Origin of the sequence: Anabaena cylindrica UHCC 0172 (assembly GCF_034931625.1) — a bacterium.
Classification (GTDB): Bacteria; Cyanobacteriota; Cyanobacteriia; order Cyanobacteriales; family Nostocaceae; genus Anabaena; species Anabaena cylindrica_A.
On record NZ_JAYGGY010000019.1, the window covers coordinates 43,590 to 61,898 of the forward strand.

Sequence of the window (18,309 nt, forward strand, 5' to 3'; positions counted from 1 at the left end):
TATCTCAGGGGCTTTGGATTGAGTGTCAAAAGTTTGTTTCTAGGGGCGATCAGTGGTATAGTTCAAAACCAAGAGCAGTTTAATGTTGACGGGCGATAACCATTGGACAGGAAAAAGCGTTTTATACATAAGGAGTGCCGTGAGTTCTGACAGATTTCCCGAATCTGGTTATGCAAACAGGTTTGTTATTAACGCCTTGGTAGTATTTTCAATCTTAGTAGGACTCTCGCCCTATTTTATATTAGTTAAGCGTAATGAATTATTAATTAATCTCACGTTGAGTGTACTGATTGTTCCTATCTTATCAGTTAAAGTTAAATCATTTCAAACTCTTCGTGAAAGGGTGCCTAGACCCATCGAGTTTCTACTGGGTGGCATCAGTTCTACTTTTTGGTCAGCCGTTGCAAGTTTCATGGGAGGCATGATATACTGGCTGATTATTGATGTAATTATTGTTGCAAAATACACATTTACCCAGTTTGGCTTAGACGTTCAAGTTGAGCTAGAATTGCTTGCTTTCTACCTTAGCCTTTTATTTGTGATTGTCTATGAATATAGAACAATCCACTTCGTTACTGACTTACTTGTGAAGCAACTATATCTGTATCCTCAAATAGCTGATAATAGATCCGGTTCTGAGCAGGTAGCCCAGTTATGCATAGTAGGTATTTTTGTTTTTTTAATTTTTGCTTATGTTAGGCTCATAGGCATATATTCAACAAGTTCGTGGCTTACTTTTTGCTCATTGCTAGCTCTTATAAAGATAAGTTATCAATTAGCAAGATACAACTTGCTAATACCAAAAATATTACAAGAAAGAGCTATGGCTGCTGTCGAAAAACTCTTTGAGGTGAGTGGGTACGATGTGAATTCGTCGTTTAGAACGAACGATATAGGAATTGACCCTCTTCTGACTGACGTTAAATTTCTTGCCCAAGAAAGAAAGCGTTCATTTGCTGTTGAGGTAATCATAGCTAGTACCGCTAAAGTTACATCTGAGGCAGCAATATTTTCCCTTCTTACTGCCTCTTGGACTTTAACCAGATTTTTCCAGAACGAAGAAGAGAAGGACAAATATTCTTCTTATGTTAAACCTTTATTTGTTTTTGTTGCTTCAAAGCAATTTCCATCACTTAAAAATCTTGACAAGATTATTTGGCTTGAAGAAGAAACAGACCTACAGGTCATCACGATTGACAGTTGGAATAAGATTAAGCGGATATTGGAATTGAAGAATCTCGAGGAACTGCAATTAAAAGCAGACGAAGATTTCAAAATTCCAAGAGCCTCCAATTATAATAAACGAGGCTCCTCCAAATCTGTAAAACGAAAAATAAGTATAAACATGATTGAAGCAATAACTGAGCCATTTATTGAGAGATTTGAGAGCAAGGAAGTCGGGACGGATAGAAAAGAGGGAAGCAAAAAAACAGGGAAAAACATGAAATGAGCAAAGATGTGTCTCTTCGCACAAAATACAATAAACTACAAAATTTAGGTCTGCCCGATTTACACTTTAAAGTGAAAGACTATGAATTCACCAATGACAAGGATAAGTTTATTTGCACTCAATTATATCATGAGAATGATAAGGATAAGGAGCGCTTATTGCTTAGATTGCCTTCCAATGATCTTAAGAAAGCCAAGGAAATAATCTCTCTCGAATTGTTTGAAATGATGCAAAAAAAAACAATTATGATATATCTTCACCCTCCTGAACCTCTTCTTCCTTCTATTCAAAGTTTACTTGATTCAGGATTAAGGTTTGGAATCAATTTTAAGAAAAGAGCCTTTAGTTCGATTGACGAGCTAGAAAAATTTCGACTTACTTTAATGAAAGTTGTTGCTAAGGACAATTCCTTTAAGGAAAGTTTAGATATCATTATACTAAAAAAATTAAAGTATTGTTTGGGTTTGGAAGAACCGCCTAGCCTCTGTGGAGAACTAATAACTCTTCAAAACATTGTTGAAAAAATATTTGTTGATGTGAAAGATCCGGAACTGAAACTGAAAGCGCTCATAACATACGTAAATCCATCTTTACTGGAGTACTTTAAAGGTATCAATAATAAGGAAATCTACAATTCTGAAAGAATAGCTTCCGTAATAACTATTAATTTATTTGATAGAGATGAGAAATACGGTGGAATAAGACCTTTTCTTGAGGCGCTACCAGGTATTCCTCCACTAAATTCTACAGAAGAAGATTCAATAGAAAAGGACAAAAATAATGTAAAAAGAATGATCAATGAATACTTCTCTGATTCTGCGTCAGGTTCCTCAGTAGAGGAGAGTAAACCCCAATCGTATCAAGATGGGTTTTTGTCTATAAAAGAGCGACGTGAGTTGATAGCAATTCTTCATAAGAATAGATTTTTTCAAACCCGTAAAGATATAGAATCTTTCCTTTTGAATGAAATTTATATTGATCCTCCAGATGTAACTAATATTCTGCTTCCCCTTACTGAAAACTATTTACACCCCTTCGTTATAGCAACCCTTATGGTTGATGAATTTGAAAAAAAGAGAACTAATTTGTTAGGTAATATCCTGAAAGCTCTGCTCGATCAATATCGCACTGATTTTAATAAGAATGAGGAAAGATTTATGTATGATTTAATGGAGAAGAAAAAATGGCACGTTGATTGGCTCAAAACTTTCTGTAATAATCATTTACGAGTCATAGAATAAGTTAGCCATACTCCGTAAATGAAGAATTTTCCAATTGATTAGAGGGTAGGTTCCTCACCGCTCTGCGGTAAAAAGGACAAGCTGTAATCCAAAACTTTAGGTTCGACAGTAGATCCTATTCCATACCTTGTTAGTGTAAATTAGAGTTCATTGATTCTTCACCTTATTATATATGACGCGTTTATTATCCAATCCAGACAGAGATAGGTTGAAATCCATCATCTCTGAGTTACCGGACTTTAGTATAGTAACTAGCAGAATAACATTTATCGAGCAGGCAGGCCTAAGTGAGTTTAAGAAGAACAATCCAGATTTTTATCTTCCAAATCCCGGGCTTGCAGCAGGTAGTTTTATTCTACGCCTTGAAAACTTCGGCTACGAGTGGAATGGACGAGAAAATCAAACTCACCATCCTCTAGGTTCACTGTTGGAATTTTTACTAGATGACTTTTCTAACGCAATAAACCCCAAGAATGCCCGCTTTATCTCAGATTTAATTATTAAACATAAATTAATTAAGGAAACCTATGTCAAAGATAATGTGGGACATATTGCATTTTTGAAGAAAACACATGGTGATCCTGGCGAGCTAATTCCTATATCTCTTCATGAAGGAACACCGCCTTCTACTGAATCAGGTGTTTTGGATAGCAAAAATCGGAGTACTGAGGATTTTGAATTAAAGAGCGTGACTAATACAACAACATTACTAAGTAATGCTGAAGAGAACATCAAGAAAAACAAGGACACTTTAGATGAAATCATCCGTATTGTTTTCAGTATAGATGAACTTGAAAGATTTATTACCTTTTACATGAATACTAAGCCCCAAGACATCAGGGCTTCCAATGCTGGACTTGAGTTTATTCAGGCTACATTGGCTTACTTTGAGCGACATAAAAAACTAGCTAATGTGGTTATGGGGATGCGCCAATGGCGTCCTAATGATCAAGAACTTTATTCGTATTCGATGAAAGTTGGGCTGGCTGCAAAAGTCATTCCCCCAGAAATACCAAATTTTGATCTCGAATCAATCATCCATCAAGAGACGGGAATCCGCAATTTAATGCAGTGGCGGTCAAAGCTTGGAAAAATAGAGAACCAAGTTTGTTTAATTAAATTGAAGAAAGATGAAAATTCCAAATCCATTCCAAATGGTACCGGATTCCTGATTGGCGACAATCTTGTTTTGACCAACTGGCATGTAGTCAACCATTTTATTGACACAAACGGAAAGCCAAAAGCAATAAAATCAGATTCGATTTCCGCTCATTTTGGTTTTTTTGCTGAGTTAGATACAAATCAAGACCAGGCTGGCATCACATATTTGTTAGATCAAGCTTCCTGGCTGGTAGCTCACAGTCCTCAAGAAGAACTTGATTACGCATTATTGAGACTAGAAAGAAACGCAGCAGAAGCAGGTGGTCTGGAAAACCGACCTCAAGATAGCAACATGGCAAAACGAGGGCATATCGCTATGTTAGATGAAATTTCGGTAAGAGAGCAAATGCCACTATTTATAATCCAACATCCAGGTGGTAAACCAATGGGAATTGCAGTCGATCGCGTCTCGAAAATAGAAAATGAGAGGAACCGAATTCAATATGTTACCAATACAGACCGAGGATCTTCAGGTTCTCCTTGTTTTGACGCAAATTGGAATTTAGTTGCCTTACATCATGCTGGTGGGTTGCAAAGATTAACTGGAGAGGTGAACCAGGGAATTCCAGTCGACAAAATATTTGCATCTCTTAAAAGTAAGAATATCGACTTGAGCTAATTATTGATATCAACACATAGTGAAATACTGGGAGATGCAATGACAAGTTTAAACTTGGAGAGAGTTATCGAGGCAATGTTCGCCATTTGGCACGAGTTGCCTGAACTACTTAATGAACGATGGGAATCATTTGAAACAGATTTATTTGAGTTTTTAAAGACAGATGCAGCCAACAAAACCAATGATCAGGTTGCACAGGAAATTCTTGAGAAATTTGGAAAGTACGAACAAGCATTGAAACTTCTTGATTCCAAATATGAGGAATTATCACCTAAACTTTATGAGGGAGTAGAATCAATATCAGCCAAATACGAAATTATCCCAGTATATTTCGCCACTCCTCGTCACTACGATAGCTCCAAAAAGTTAGACCAACAGTTTACTGAACGCCGTGGTGATGGCTCTCTTAATTATGGAGTAGCTGAAGTATCTATTCCTCCTGATCGCCGCATGGGAAGTCTTAATCAACCACCATTTTGGAGATCCGAGGATATAGATAAGGATATGACAATCTATTCACTCACTAAACTATCTCAGTCAGAGTTTTCAGCACAAGCCAATAACGCATTCAGCGACGCACAACAGCGAGAGGGAATGGTGTTCGTACATGGTTATAATGTAACGTTCAAGGCAGCGCTACTACGGACAGGTCAACTTGCCTATGATCTTGCTTTCAAAGGACTACCTTTGTTATTTAGTTGGACATCCACTGGGCGTTTTCTGGGTTATCCAGCCGACGAAGAAAATGTCAAATGGTCACAGCAACTTCGACATTTTGAGAGTTTTCTAGAGTTCTGCCTTAATGAACTGAAGTTGGATACGATACATCTCGTCGCTCATAGCATGGGTAATCGCATCTTGACGGAGACTTTGACGCAAATTATTAACGTCCAAACCAAAAGTAAGCTTGGTCAAGTTATCTTTGCAGCCCCAGATGTCGATGCTGATACCTTTAAAAATCAAGCAGCATCCTTTCCATCTAATGCTGCTCGATACACACTATACACATCCAAACATGATCTTGCAGTGAGACTTTCTGAGTTGTTGCATGGTAGTTATCCTCGAGCAGGAAAGTTTGAGGATGAAAATGATGTCGTTATCGTTAACCCTGTCGAAACTCTTGATGCTTCAAATCGTCGTACCGATTTCGTGGGTCACAGCTACTTTAGCGATAACACATCAATTGTTTCCGACATATTCCAACTATTTCAACATAACTCTAGTCCAGATGACAGATTTGGTTTAAGAAGTAAAACTCTACAGGATGGTAAGATGTGGATTTTCAGTAAGTTATAGTGGGCTAGACTGTGGTCGGGTAGCAGGACTATATCGCTATAATCCCGCCCCTTCAGAACCGGACGTATTTAACGGGATCAGTCAATGAAATGGCACTTTCGTTGACTGCTCTCCCGTGCAGACAAAATCATACTGAGTTTAGAGCTAACGCTCATGTACGACAATACAATTGCCGTACTACCATGCCAACATACCTGTACTTTGGTGAAAACGAATTCTTTCTAAATCGCGCCATCAAACGACTAAAAACCCACACTCTAGATCAACAATGGGCAAACTTTAACTATACAGAATACCCCCCAGAATCTAAAGAAACAATTCCTCAAGCATTATCCGATCTCATGACACCACCAGTTGGGAGTGGAGGAAGATTAGTACATTTACCCAACAGCACATTACTGGGAGTTTGTTCAAAAGAAATTTTGTTGCAGTTGGAGTCCATTCTCCCCAAAATTCCCTCAACAAATACCCTCCTGATCACCAACACTCACAAACCTGACGCGAGAAATAAATCAGTCAAACTCCTACTGGAGTACGCACAGGTAAAAGAATTTCCTCTCATTCCCCAATGGCAAACCCAAGCATTGATACAGCAAGCTCACACTTTAGCTGATGAAGTAGGTGTAACACTCACTACTGATGCCTACAAAGTATTGATAGATTACACAGGCAATCATACACGACTGATATTCACCGAACTAGAAAAACTCAAAACCTATGCTTTGGGTAAAACAGTCAATGGGGATATGGTGAAAGAATTAGTGTCAGAAAGTGCTGCTAATAGCTTACAACTAGCCAACGCCATTCGCTTGGGTAACATTGCTCAAGCATTAGAATTTGTTGAACACTTAATTAACTGTAACGAACCAGCTTTAAAGATTACCGCTACCCTGACTACTACCTTTCGCACTTGGCTAACAGTCAAACAGATGATCATCACCGGATGTCAAGACGACAATACAATAGCCCAACTCGCAGACGTGAAAAATCCCAAACGCTTGTATTACATACGCCAAGAGGTTGCTAATTGTTGTGTAAACAAGCTGAAAAATAGTTTGAAAATGCTGTTGGAACTAGAGCTAATGCTGAAATCTGGTGTAGATGAAAAACTCGCCTTGCAAACTCAAATTATCAAACTTTGCTCGTAGGTACTTCTTGCAAATGCAATAGACACCTCGGAAATTTAACCTAAAATGCTCCGGTTGTTGGAAGGATATTAAATTTCTGGAGATGTCTAATCAACAATTTCCAAAACTCAAAAAATGAAGCAACTTGATCTACTTCATCTCACAACAGACCTTTCTGTTTCTGAACCTTCTCAAAGTATAGATTCCGAATTTACACAGCCAATTGCAGAAAAATGGCAATTATCAAAAATCATTGGTCAAAATTTAGCAGTATCTTTACTCAAAGGTGCAATTACACATAACCGAATTGTCCCTGCTTATTTGTTTGCTGGAGCAGACGGAGTAGGAAAATCCTTAGCGGCTAAATGCTTTATCGCTGAAATTTTCAACATCCAAAACCTAGCTAACTGTCCTGATATTTTATGGGTTGAACCAACATACCTACACCAAAAACAGTTATTAAGTGAGAGTGAAATAGCAACTTCTGGGGTACGGCGAAAAACTCCATCCCAAATTAGAATTGAGCAGATTCGAGAAATCACCCAATTTCTGGCTACCTCCCCTCTAATTGCACCTTACAAAATTGTGGTAGTAGAAAATGCTGAAAGAATTCCACCCACTACTGCTAATGCACTCCTGAAAACTTTGGAAGAGCCAATATCCGGCACAATTATCCTCATTTCATCCCAACCCCAAAGGTTACTTGCTACAATTACCAGCCGTTGCCAACTGATTCCTTTCCAGCGACTAAACAACGCCCAAATCACCACAGTTTTAGAAAATGTGGGACGTTCTGAAATTCTCAATCACCCAAATATTATACAGTTTGCGGGTGGTTCTCCTGGAATAGCGATTGCCTGCGGCACTGCGCTCGGCGCAATCGCTTACCATGATCAACTCCAATCTATCCCACAATCAATTTTGCAACAACTAATTCAACCACCTAGCAATCTGTTAACGGCGTTAAGTATTGCCAAAGATATTGAAGTGCAATTAGATTTTCATCAACAACTATGGCTGATAGATTACCTGCAATATTGCTGGAAGGCATTTCTCAGTGATCAAAATTGGCTGTTGAAATTGGAAGATGCCAAAAACTCTCTGTTAAAAATGGCCTCTCCCCGATTAGTATGGGAAGTTTTACTATTTCCTGACTAATACCAAAAACTACATTTTCAACGCAGTCTGTCTAAACATCATCAAAGATACCAAAAACGTTTTTGGATAAAAGGATTGCGCTATGCGCTCTTGTGGTGAACTAAATCAAACAAAAAACCATGAGTGCCATTATCAATAATTACCGTCAATTGGATGTAGCATTTCTCCTACTCAATGACTTGACCACAAAACTCCGCACGGCTGGGGCAAGAATCTCAGTTAGGAAAGTGGGAAATTTCCACAGAATCACTGTTTTGAAAGAACCCACTGTAGCCAGTATTGAGCAAATTCTTGGTGACACAAGCAGGGATACAGAAACGCCTAACCTCAGTAGTAATGATGCAATTACTTCACCCTCTGAAAGCACTCCGTTACCAGATGATGCTTTTAGTGAAGATGGTGCTAATACAGTACCTACCGTAAACGAAGAGATTGAGGATAATTCAGTAGTGGATACGTTCGCTCAAACATCACCTGAATTTATTACACCACCAGATGATACTCCTGGTGAAGATAGTGGTAATAAAGTACCTACCGTAAACGAAGAGATTGAGGATAATTTAGTAGTTGAGGCGATCACACAAAAGACACTGCCAGAAGCGATCGCTCTACCAGAATCATCTGAATCTATTACACCACCAGATGAAACTCCTAGTGAAGCTAGTAGCGATACTGTAACTGTGGTGAGTGAAGATATTGATCATAGCAGTGACAGTAATGATATTATTCCCTGCGACACAGCAGAACTAATCACCGATTCAACTGATTCTCCTACACCTGATGACTTTTCCTCAGAAATAACAAATATTCCCGATTCTCCAGAATTAGCAAGTTTGGAAGATTTGCAATCACTAACTCTAAAAAGACTAAAGGAGTTAGCCAAATTGCACAAAGTCCCTGGTTTCTCTCGCATGAAAGAAGAGAAATTAGTAACCAAATTGCATGGTTTAGCAACCAAAGAACAAATTTTGTAATAGTCATCAACCTCAAATCTCTAGTAGATTTGGGGTTATTTTTTACGCAGTTTTCCCCAATACAACCAGTAATAAATGCGCTAGGCGCAATCAGGTTTGATACTGGGCTGTATCCAATAAAGCCTCAAATCAGCCTGTAGCAAATCATTCGTTTAGTTGCATAACCGAGAATGCGCTATCGCGCTAATACAGTGAAAAAATAGATTATCCAAGGAAAATAATATGACTCAGCAATACGTCAATAAAGTTGATTTAGTTGGTCGCGTTGGTCAAACACCTGATGTTCGATACTTCGAGTCAGGTGCAATGAAAACATCCTTGACTCTTGCTGTCAAACCTCCCTACAGAAGTGAAAATCCCCTCTGGTTTGATTTAGAACTTTGGGGAAATATTGCTCAAGTTGCAGCAGACTGGGTTCAAAAAGGTTCGACTATTGGGATCACCGGTGAAATAGTCTTTGACAGATGGATAGATAAAAACACCAACGAATCCAGACAAAAGCCCATCATTCGTGTCAGCAATCTAGAACTGATCAGTTCTGCTCAACGTAAGGACTCGAATGAAACCAGTGAAGACCAAGATTCCATAATTAACGCCAACTTCTAGAAAACTAACCACATCCCGCAGCATAACTTTTGTCTGTGGGATGTTGTGGTTAAAAAGCGCAAAGCGCAATTTTTATGAACAATTGACAATTTCATCACAAGGAATAGACCATGATTAACTCAACTCAAACTATTCGACTGCTCAGTATTGATGAAGCTTTTGACAGTCAAGGTGTCAAGATTGTCTATGGTGAATGTGTTTTCTCCTACTATTCAAAAGATGGCGTAGTGGAAGACACAATTCCCTACAGAACCAAGGGAGCAGCAGCAGTTTCCATTGCTGAATCAGGAATTAATGCTACTGGTATCGCTATGGGCTATTTAGATATTAACGTAGTGGATAGCGGTAAGGGATATAAGGAAAAGAAAACTGCTTTGGTTATCCGCACTTTCATCTGCACTACCACTGGTAATCGGAATCCTCTACCAACTGCTACACCTGTTATTCAACCAACTCCACAGGAAAATACTCAACAGCTAGTTGGTGCTGGTGTAGCTACAGCATCTAACAACGGACATTCTCGGAATACTAATATTTCTCACATTCCCTTTTAATGATCTTACTTCTGGCTTGCTGCCAGAGGTATTTTTTTTCTGTGGGCAGATATTTTTTTTTGAAAAAGTGGTTTAATATTTCCAGAAATTGCTGAAAAATCAAATACCACTGGATATCTCTATCAAGACAACAATTAAAAAACTTGATTGGGACATTCTCAATCCACAAGTCCCCAGTACCACTTTGCGGAGGTCAACTCCACCCTTATACCCCCAAGGGAGAAAGTCAAAACCAATACAAAACAATCTTTTCATAGATTGGGAATCGTTTTTTATGCCTGACTGTACTAGCACCAACAAGATTCTGCAAAATTTACGGTAAACTAAAGTGCGAACGATGATTGACTTCGCCAATGCTGTAGGCAATCAAAATCTCTTTTTGATTGTAATTTTTGATAAAAACTCTATTGTAAGGAGACACCGCATGAGTCGCATTATTGCGCTATTTAACCAGTCTGGCGGTGTGGGGAAAAGCACTTTAACAATGAACTTGGGGTATCATTTAGCGCAGCGTCATCCTAACCGTGTGTTGTTAATTGATATGGACCCACAAGCCAGCTTGACCACATTTATGGGACTGGAACCAGAGAATCTCACAAAAACTGTGTACGAAGCTGCTGTAGGGGAAGAACCATTAACCATACATCCTGAACTAATTCATGGAATGTCGTTAGTCCCGTCAAATATTAATTTAAGTGCTGCTGAACTAGAATTGGTATCTGCCCTAATGCGAGAAATGCGCCTCAAAAATGCGATCGCTCCTATACTGGACAAATATGATTTTATTTTGATAGATTGTCCTCCGAGTTTGGGTATTTTGAGTGTGATCAGCTTAGTGGCAGCAACTCACGTTTTAGTTCCCATTCAATGTCAATTCAAATCTTTTCAAGGAACAGACTTGCTATTAAATACAGTAGCGAGACTCCGCAAAGCTGCAAATCGTTCTTTGGCGATCGCTGGCTTTATCCCGACAATGTATGATGCTCGCACTGCTCAAGAAAGCAGAACTTTCAAAGCCATCTCAGAACAACTGTCACCACTGGCCACAGTCTACGACCCAATTTCCAAAGCTATTGCTTTTGCCGATGCGAGTGAGGCACGATTGCCTTTAGCATTATTCAATCGCAAACATCCTGCTGTTGATGTATTAGAAAAAATATCTTTAGGTTTAGAAAAATTGAAGTGAATACCAATAAAAAAGACCAACCTTATACCAGCCAATTAAAAGGCGTAGCTGCCTTACTTGGAGATAGTGTTTACCCAACTGAAGATACTACTACCACTCCGCATACAATTTCTATTGACTCTATCAAACTGCCTAATTCTCAGCCCCGGCGCTACTTTGATCCAGAAAAGCTAGAACAACTGGTAATATCAGTTAAAGAACACGGTATTTTAGAGCCTCTATTAGTCCGTCCTTTAGAAGCAGGGCAATATGAGTTAGTTGCAGGAGAGCGACGCTACCGAGCTGCTCTGAAAGTAGAACTAAAAGAAATACCTGTTGTTGTTAGAGAACTCAACGATAGAGAAGCCTTGCAGTTATCCCTTGTTGAAAACCTGATTCGAGAAGATTTGAACCCAATCGAAGAAACTGAAGGTATACTTCAGCTTTTAAGTTTGAGGTTAAATCAGGATACTGATAACGTGGTTTCACTTCTCTACCGAATGCAAAATGAGGCTAAAGGTAAAGTTACCCAAAACGTTTTGGGTAGTGATGATTCCGAAGCAATAGAAGCTGTATTTGATGCCTTGGGAATGATAAGTTGGGAATCTTTTGTCAGCAGTCGTCTACCGTTACTGAAACTGCCAGAAGATGTTCTAGATGCTTTGCGAAAAGGTGAAATTGAATATACCAAAGCTACTGCGATCGCTCGCGTCAAAGATTTAGCACAACGAACTGCACTCCTGGAGGAGACGATAGCAGACAGTCTATCACTAACTCAGATCAACGAAAGAATTAAAGCAAGTCGTCAGGTAAACCCAGAACCACCTTCACTCAAAAACCGTTATAAGGAAGCATCAAGTCAATTACAAAAAGCGAAAGTTTGGGAAAATCCTAAAAAGCAAAAAGCTTTGGAAAAATTGCTGGCTCAAATAGAAGCACTGTTGGTGGAAGAATAGACAGAAGAAATAAGAAAACGCAGAAATACCATTTGTGAATGAAACCAAAATACACGGCTTCTGCTCATTGTGGGTAGGAGCTACATCTTTTGGACTTGACTGAGGCGATCGCTTCGGCGTTGTTAGCAACAGACACAAGATTTTTGGCTTTGCTTGTTGGAGTATCCTTGAGAAAAGGATACTGATTAATCCCGACTACCAGCGCGTCTCGACTCATGGGGATGATTTAACACAGTTGAGTTAAGGAAAATCATGGGTTGGATTGTAGCAAGATCCGGAAGGGTATGAAACTAAACCCAACAAATCGTGAAAATATTGCGTTAGTCTACTACCAAGAGCGAACTGCAATCAATAAGTTGTTATAATTCGCGATCGCCTGACCAATACGCTTGAGACGTTGCAAAATAGCAGACTGATCTCTTTTCGATTCTGTAATTTCTACTGCCTGTGTTATCGCATCTTCACTTTCCAGTTTCTTCTTTTCTGTTACTTTAGTATTGTCCAGCTTTGTTGAGTAGTTCCTCCATTCCGCGCATATCCAACTTCAAAAAACCGTCTTGTAAGTTGATAGCACGCTGGATTAGTTTTGGATCGTCAGTTTCATCAGCTTCTCGTAAAATTTCGTTTAATGCTGCAATTAATGGTTCTGTTCGCCACAAGAGATTTACATTCATCCTCCTTTCAAATTTTGCTGCCAGTGTTTCAGTTAATTCCAGTGCTGATAAAGGGTTTCGTCGCGATTCGTAGCCTAGCCATTCAAGAAACCCATCAAAGTCAATATCTCTTGCAGATACTGGAAGTGCTTCAAGAAATGCAAGTGCAAACTCTCGCCTGATGCGGTCTCTTTTGGTTTCTTCTTCAAAACATCTATCAATCTTGCCAAGAATATCCTGTGATATATTTTTATAACCTAAAACATTAATAAGTCCAGTAATGCAGTTTTCTGTATGTTCTTTTAATTCTAAATTCGCTATAAATACTTCAGTTACTCCTTGCCACGCTGCATTACTGTTAATTTTTACTAAAGTGGCAAATAATTGTTCCTGGCTGATGTGTCCAGCCAAGCTTGCTAATGTAGAAAGTCGTCCCCAAATATCACCAGCTTCTTCCATACCTTCATACAAAAGACGATTTAGGTAGGGGACAACTCTATCAAAATTGTTGTGATATTGGTAATAAAAGCATAACTCTGTATATTTCCATAAACGAGGTTGAGGTTCTTTGAAAACATCAGCCAATAATTGCCATCCCAAATCAGGGTTTTTGTGAATCAAAAATGGTAGATGTTGGAGAATAGGAATCCGCACATAAATCGCTGCATCCCGTGCAGCATGACGCAGCAGCAACAATAAAAGGTCGGGGACAGGTTGTTCTTTTTCTAACAATCTGTTGCACAATTTAATAGCACTTTCAGCTGCAACTCCATGTATCGAATTTATTGCTGTAGTCAGAATATCGTGACTGTCTACCCTGATTTTTCTATCATCAGGGTATTTATTATAAAGCCAGAAAAGTAATAATGATAAGCGTTCAGCTGATTCACCGTCGGCTAAAACATCACAACAAGCTTCCAATGCGTAGCAAACCGTCTGACCATCTTCCCAAATTATAGAGTAGCGTTCCAACCAATTGAGTAAAATAGATGCGATCGCTTCTCCTTCTGGAAGGGGTTCGATGGGTTCCCATTGCTCTGCTGATCTGACATTTCCAAAACGATAGCGTAGGTGAAATGTAATTCCTTCTACTAAAGTACATACATAATCTTGATGCAGGTTTTCTTGGATAAAACTTGTAAATAACCCGATAAATTTTTCTGGATGAAGGGAGCAAGCATCACGTAATACCACTTTAACTTCGCTAAAACCACCAATCATATCTCTGTCGAAATCTCGATTTTTATGTGCTTTGTAGTAGTCCAGTAACTGAAAAAGTCCTTTATTGGAGAGCTTGAGTAAATCTTGCGAAGATAAAGGTGGCATTACACATCCACCCCTGTTATGAATATCAGGTTCAGGGCGGCTATAGCCAAAGCAATTTTGCCAAGTGTCGATAAAAGTTTGTATTTCTGGGGTTCTGAATATACATGGAATCCAAAGGAAAAAATTATAAAATTCACGATATGCCCAACATGAAAATTCTTCTTCGTACTTCTTTCTTTCAGAACACAAAGACAAAATCATAGTTTGGTTTTCTATCCGTACTGATTCAGAAATGTACGGATAAGCCATATTCATAAGTTCGCCTAGTTCATACTTGAGTCGGCTCCCACGGAAAAGCTTTTCATCTTGTAATAGATTCTCGATTCCAGGTATGTTAGCTTCAATGTTTTCTTTGTAAGCTTGGGTAACAAAGTAACGGATAAAATCTATTTCAATTGTACGTAGGCGCGGCTCATTTGTTTGCCACCAAGTATCATTGTTTCTAGACCGAAATTTTAGGGCAGTTTCCAAGCTATGGAGAAGAAATCTTAGGCTGTCCACAGAATGAATAACTCCCTGACTATGCTGTAAACCCCAAGATGTTAGAGATAAAAGCTCCCTCCACCCTTCCATCTGATTTAATGCTAGAGTCAGCAATAAATCAGATTGTTTCAAGCGCTCTGCCAGGAAATTTTCTTGGTGAAACTCATGCGGTTGACAATGTAGCTTATTTCTGAAATCCCAATTGCGTACATCTTCAGGTAAAACATTTTTAGTAATGTACTTCCACAACAGAATATCCCCACTATTAGTGGACTGCACCCATCGACTAAGCAATCTGCCAAGACGATCGTGTTTTTCTATCTCAAAATTTTCAACCAAAGTTTCTAGCAATTCTTGGATACCTGGAGTATCCCATGCTTCAAAATTGTTTAACATGGAACGGATACTTCCAGCAAGATTTTGTGGGTTTGCCCATTGTTGAGCGATCGCTTGTCTCCAAAATGCCACTACTTCCGCAGGATATTTATTCATCCATGCTCCCAAGCAATGGACAAATTGAAGCAACCAGGTTTCCCGCTCCTGTGCTAACTTGGCTTCAGGTAACCAGTGTTGTGTAATGATATTCCACCAAGTGCCGTTGTTTGCTCGCCATAGTAAGCGTCGAAATAAATCGGGATAATTTTGGAAAATTCGGCGCAGCGATCGCCAATCTTCCTCAACTGGTTCTATTTCAGCAAAAGACTCGCTTACAAGCCGCTTAACGTGATATGCAATTTCATCGTGGGATAATACTTCCCATACTTGCCGCCTAAAGGCATCCAGTTGATATGCACGCAGGTAAAAGAAAAACGCTCGAACTGCTGGACGAATAAAGGGAAGTTGGGGATGTTCGAGGATGAATTGTGCCAAAGTTTGATTTTTAGCCCGTGTAGCTCGGACAGTAAGACAATCTGCTAATGTTTTGTGGCTAAACTCTAGAATTCCAGGGGAAGTTTCCAGCAGCACTTCCTGGCTAATTAATTGCCTGACGGTATCTTCGCTTGCTCCAAAAGTTACTTTACTATATGACTGAGTTCTTTGCTGCATTAACTGTTCAGCCATATTTTGCAAAGCGTCTATAGCCTCAGTGCCGAGTGTTGAATTTTTAACTACCACTTCCTCAAGGAAGCTGTTGTAAAGTTCATAAGCTGATGCAGGTTGTGATAGAACACCCAGTTTTGCTAGTCTCTCGTAAATCCGCAAGTTTTGAGGTATCTGCAATAATGACCGTAATACCGGAGTGATTTTAGAAACATCAACCTGCCAGTCGATCAAGAACGACTTAACTTGATTGTCGAAATCTAGTGGTTGTAGATTGATTTTATGTTGCCATGAACGTCCTCGAAGTAAAGGGTCGTACTCCAAGTCAAAATTGCGACAGGCAACAATTACCGTAACTCCCTCAAGTTTTTCTAGTCGGTCGATAATTCCCAGAAAAACCTTGAGAGAACCATGCTGGCGACTGAGAGATAAAACATCAAGGGAGTCAATAATTACGACAACTTTGCGGTAATCGGCTAGACGCGCACATTGACCAACGATATCTTCCGGTAAGCCGTGCGTTGTTAATTCCTGTTCGCTACTAACTTTTGTAAAATTATCACCTTTAATAAATAGAAGTCCCCAAACCGATGCTTTTTCGTGTTCAATGTAATCAGCAAGGTCGAGCAACATACAGGTTTTACCGCTTCCGGGACGGTCTATTAGTAAAATTGTTCGGCTTCCTTGCTCGATTAGTTCGATAATTTGGGGTAGCTCAGAACGAGAAATCTTTTTACCATCTATTTCGCGTAACCAATATCTTCCGATACTAGAAGCACTATTAAAGTTGGCAAGGATTTCTGCCTCACTGCGCTTTGGTGTTGGGTTTAATTCATGTTTAGCTAATTCAGCTAATATATCCGAGCGAGTAATTTTGTATTTTGTGTCTCTTAAATGGGTATTGTTATTGTGATTGTTATTCTGTATGTAGCGTTCTAGCACCAGCATCGCCAGCTTTGAGTTTGGTACAAGTCGCTCTAAGTCTAATTGATTTTGATGCTCCCAGTTTTCAGTGTCCTGAGTTTGTATAAAACTTGAATTACCATCTTTATAAAAAACAACAATATTATTAGCCGCCACCGACAAGTTTTTCCCAGGTATCGCTGTTGAATCAACTTGGATGCTTTCGATTGCATCATCCTCTAAGAGTCGAATCAGCCAATGCAATAGTATCTGCAATTGTTTTGTGGAGGTGTTACCAACAGTGGCTTCCTCGTAGGGTTTAGCCTTTCCTTGAATCAGTTTAATAACTTCGCCGTGGTTGCTTATCAGTGGGGTCTGGGGAATTTTTGTTTGCTCATAGTATGCTTGTAGCTTCTGCTCAACGGAAACTGCAAGCGTCAGGTTAGTAATCCATTTGTCTTCTGGAACTAAATGGGCGTTAAGTCCTGCTAGAAGTGCGCCTGTAAATACCCCATGTTTACCATCTAACTGCTGATAGGCTACTTCATAGTCACGGGATGCAGCAATCAAAAAGCGATCGCAACCCGAAATCTGTCTTCCCAGCTCAGTATCTTTGAAATTTAGTAATTCTCCAGCAAAACAGCAATCAAGCCAAATAATCTGCTGTTTAACCTCACTCTTGTGCAATATATCCCATAAATCTCGCAGCGAAAAACCCCATATTTTACCTGGGTTAACATCACTGGCTGCTAAATAACCCTGTGTTAAATTTTGCCTTAATTGCTTCCGTAATCCGTGTCCAGTGAAAAATAGTAAGGCTGTTTCAGGTGGTTTTTCGGTCTCTGGGAGAAATAGATTGAGGATTGCTTGTTCTAATTCTTCGGTTTTGAAGGGTTTATCTGGGTTTGGGTCAACCTGTAATTTATCATCGATGATGCTTGATGGGAAGCGTTTGACTCGGAAGTTACCGTGGGCTTCTAGAAGTTGGGCGATCGCTTCTGCGTCGGATGCAGGAGTTACTAAATTCTTAGCCTTGGTGGTGGGAGTTTCTTTAAGGTAAGGATATTGATTAATTCCAATAACTACAGCTTCTCGACCCATATTAGTAAATTTATTGAAAACCCTATATATTTATTTTAATTTTCTTATTGATATGTCAGACCAGCCCTCTAAATATTGACAAATAACATATTATATGATTGGAGTCACGGGATAACATCTTGAGAGGCTTTGTATTGCTGAAGCTTTCGAGCAGTGGAACAGTGGGGATGCTTACTATCAAAGGAGAGAGGAGGTCGCTTCTGTTTAGGACTTCTGGGATGTTTGCGAAAAGATTTAAGATGTACTTTGGCGGCTAAATATTGAAGAACATCTACCATCTGATTAAGGGTAAAATTCTCAAAGCATTGCCAATGAACTGGAGGAATAGCAATCATCATGCCCCGATAGATGCCGTGAATATCATCCACTAGGTAAAAATCGGATAGACCCGCTTGGATTTTATCTACCCCATGTACACTGCCAAGTACAGCTTTGAGTGTTGCCAAAAGGTTGTAAGCTGACAGTGCCAGACAATAGGAGAATAAAGCAGCTTTC

The 18,309-nt window shown here is 39.3% G+C and carries 13 protein-coding genes and 1 pseudogene; 11 read left to right on the plus strand and 3 right to left on the minus strand.

Annotation, left to right across the window (positions count from 1 at the left end; all coding sequences use genetic code 11):
• The first annotated feature begins 82 nt into the window (after positions 1-82).
• The 11 genes from VB713_RS07770 (at position 83) to VB713_RS07820 (ending at position 12,307) form a co-directional block, all read left to right on the plus strand.
• A complete protein-coding gene (locus tag VB713_RS07770; RefSeq protein ID WP_323310990.1) occupies positions 83-1,450 on the plus strand; it encodes a hypothetical protein in 1,368 nt (455 codons plus the stop codon).
• Positions 1,447-2,691 carry a hypothetical protein gene (locus VB713_RS07775; RefSeq protein ID WP_323310991.1) on the plus strand — a complete coding sequence of 415 codons (1,245 nt, stop codon included), beginning with the start codon at positions 1,447-1,449 and terminating at the stop codon, positions 2,689-2,691. Before VB713_RS07770 ends, VB713_RS07775 begins: the two co-directional genes overlap by 4 nt.
• Before the next feature lie 172 nt (positions 2,692-2,863).
• The gene (locus tag VB713_RS07780) at positions 2,864-4,471 is read left to right on the plus strand and encodes a trypsin-like peptidase domain-containing protein (RefSeq protein ID WP_323310992.1); all 1,608 of its coding nucleotides are present in this window, start codon (positions 2,864-2,866) and stop codon (positions 4,469-4,471) included.
• 39 nt (positions 4,472-4,510) lie between these two features.
• Positions 4,511-5,767 (plus strand): alpha/beta hydrolase, encoded by a 1,257-nt coding sequence (locus tag VB713_RS07785; RefSeq protein WP_323310993.1) that lies wholly within the window; start codon positions 4,511-4,513, stop codon positions 5,765-5,767.
• Positions 5,768-5,949: 182 nt separating this feature from the next.
• Positions 5,950-6,915 (plus strand): DNA polymerase III subunit delta, encoded by a 966-nt coding sequence (gene holA / locus VB713_RS07790; RefSeq protein ID WP_323310994.1) that lies wholly within the window; start codon positions 5,950-5,952, stop codon positions 6,913-6,915.
• Between the two features lie 114 nt (positions 6,916-7,029).
• Positions 7,030-8,052, plus strand: a complete 1,023-nt coding sequence (locus VB713_RS07795; protein ID WP_323310995.1) for a DNA polymerase III subunit delta' — start codon at positions 7,030-7,032, stop codon at positions 8,050-8,052.
• A 119-nt stretch (positions 8,053-8,171) separates the two neighbouring features.
• Entirely contained in the window at positions 8,172-9,026 is an 855-nt protein-coding gene (locus VB713_RS07800; protein ID WP_323310996.1) for a hypothetical protein, read from the plus strand.
• A gap of 222 nt (positions 9,027-9,248) precedes the next feature.
• Positions 9,249-9,632 carry a single-stranded DNA-binding protein gene (gene ssb, locus VB713_RS07805; RefSeq protein ID WP_006196492.1) on the plus strand — a complete coding sequence of 128 codons (384 nt, stop codon included), beginning with the start codon at positions 9,249-9,251 and terminating at the stop codon, positions 9,630-9,632.
• Positions 9,633-9,742: 110 nt separating this feature from the next.
• Positions 9,743-10,186: a hypothetical protein gene (locus VB713_RS07810; RefSeq protein WP_323310997.1), complete on the plus strand. Its 444-nt coding sequence runs from the start codon at positions 9,743-9,745 to the stop codon at positions 10,184-10,186.
• Between the two features lie 424 nt (positions 10,187-10,610).
• The gene (locus VB713_RS07815) at positions 10,611-11,372 is read left to right on the plus strand and encodes a ParA family protein (protein ID WP_323310998.1); all 762 of its coding nucleotides are present in this window, start codon (positions 10,611-10,613) and stop codon (positions 11,370-11,372) included.
• Complete coding sequence (locus VB713_RS07820; protein ID WP_323310999.1) at positions 11,369-12,307, plus strand: ParB/RepB/Spo0J family partition protein; 939 nt, start codon at positions 11,369-11,371, stop codon at positions 12,305-12,307. Before VB713_RS07815 ends, VB713_RS07820 begins: the two co-directional genes overlap by 4 nt.
• 64 nt (positions 12,308-12,371) lie before the next feature.
• On the opposite strand, the gene VB713_RS07825 is transcribed toward VB713_RS07820, so the two are convergent.
• The 3 genes and pseudogenes from VB713_RS07825 to VB713_RS07835 form a co-directional block, all read right to left on the minus strand.
• The gene (locus tag VB713_RS07825) at positions 12,372-12,524 is read right to left on the minus strand and encodes a hypothetical protein (protein ID WP_323311000.1); all 153 of its coding nucleotides are present in this window, start codon (positions 12,522-12,524) and stop codon (positions 12,372-12,374) included.
• A gap of 274 nt (positions 12,525-12,798) precedes the next feature.
• Positions 12,799-17,814: a caspase family protein gene (locus VB713_RS07830; RefSeq protein ID WP_323311001.1), complete on the minus strand. Its 5,016-nt coding sequence runs from the start codon at positions 17,812-17,814 to the stop codon at positions 12,799-12,801.
• A 104-nt stretch (positions 17,815-17,918) separates the two neighbouring features.
• A pseudogene (locus tag VB713_RS07835) lies at positions 17,919-18,309 on the minus strand (IS4/IS5 family transposase); the annotation flags it as partial.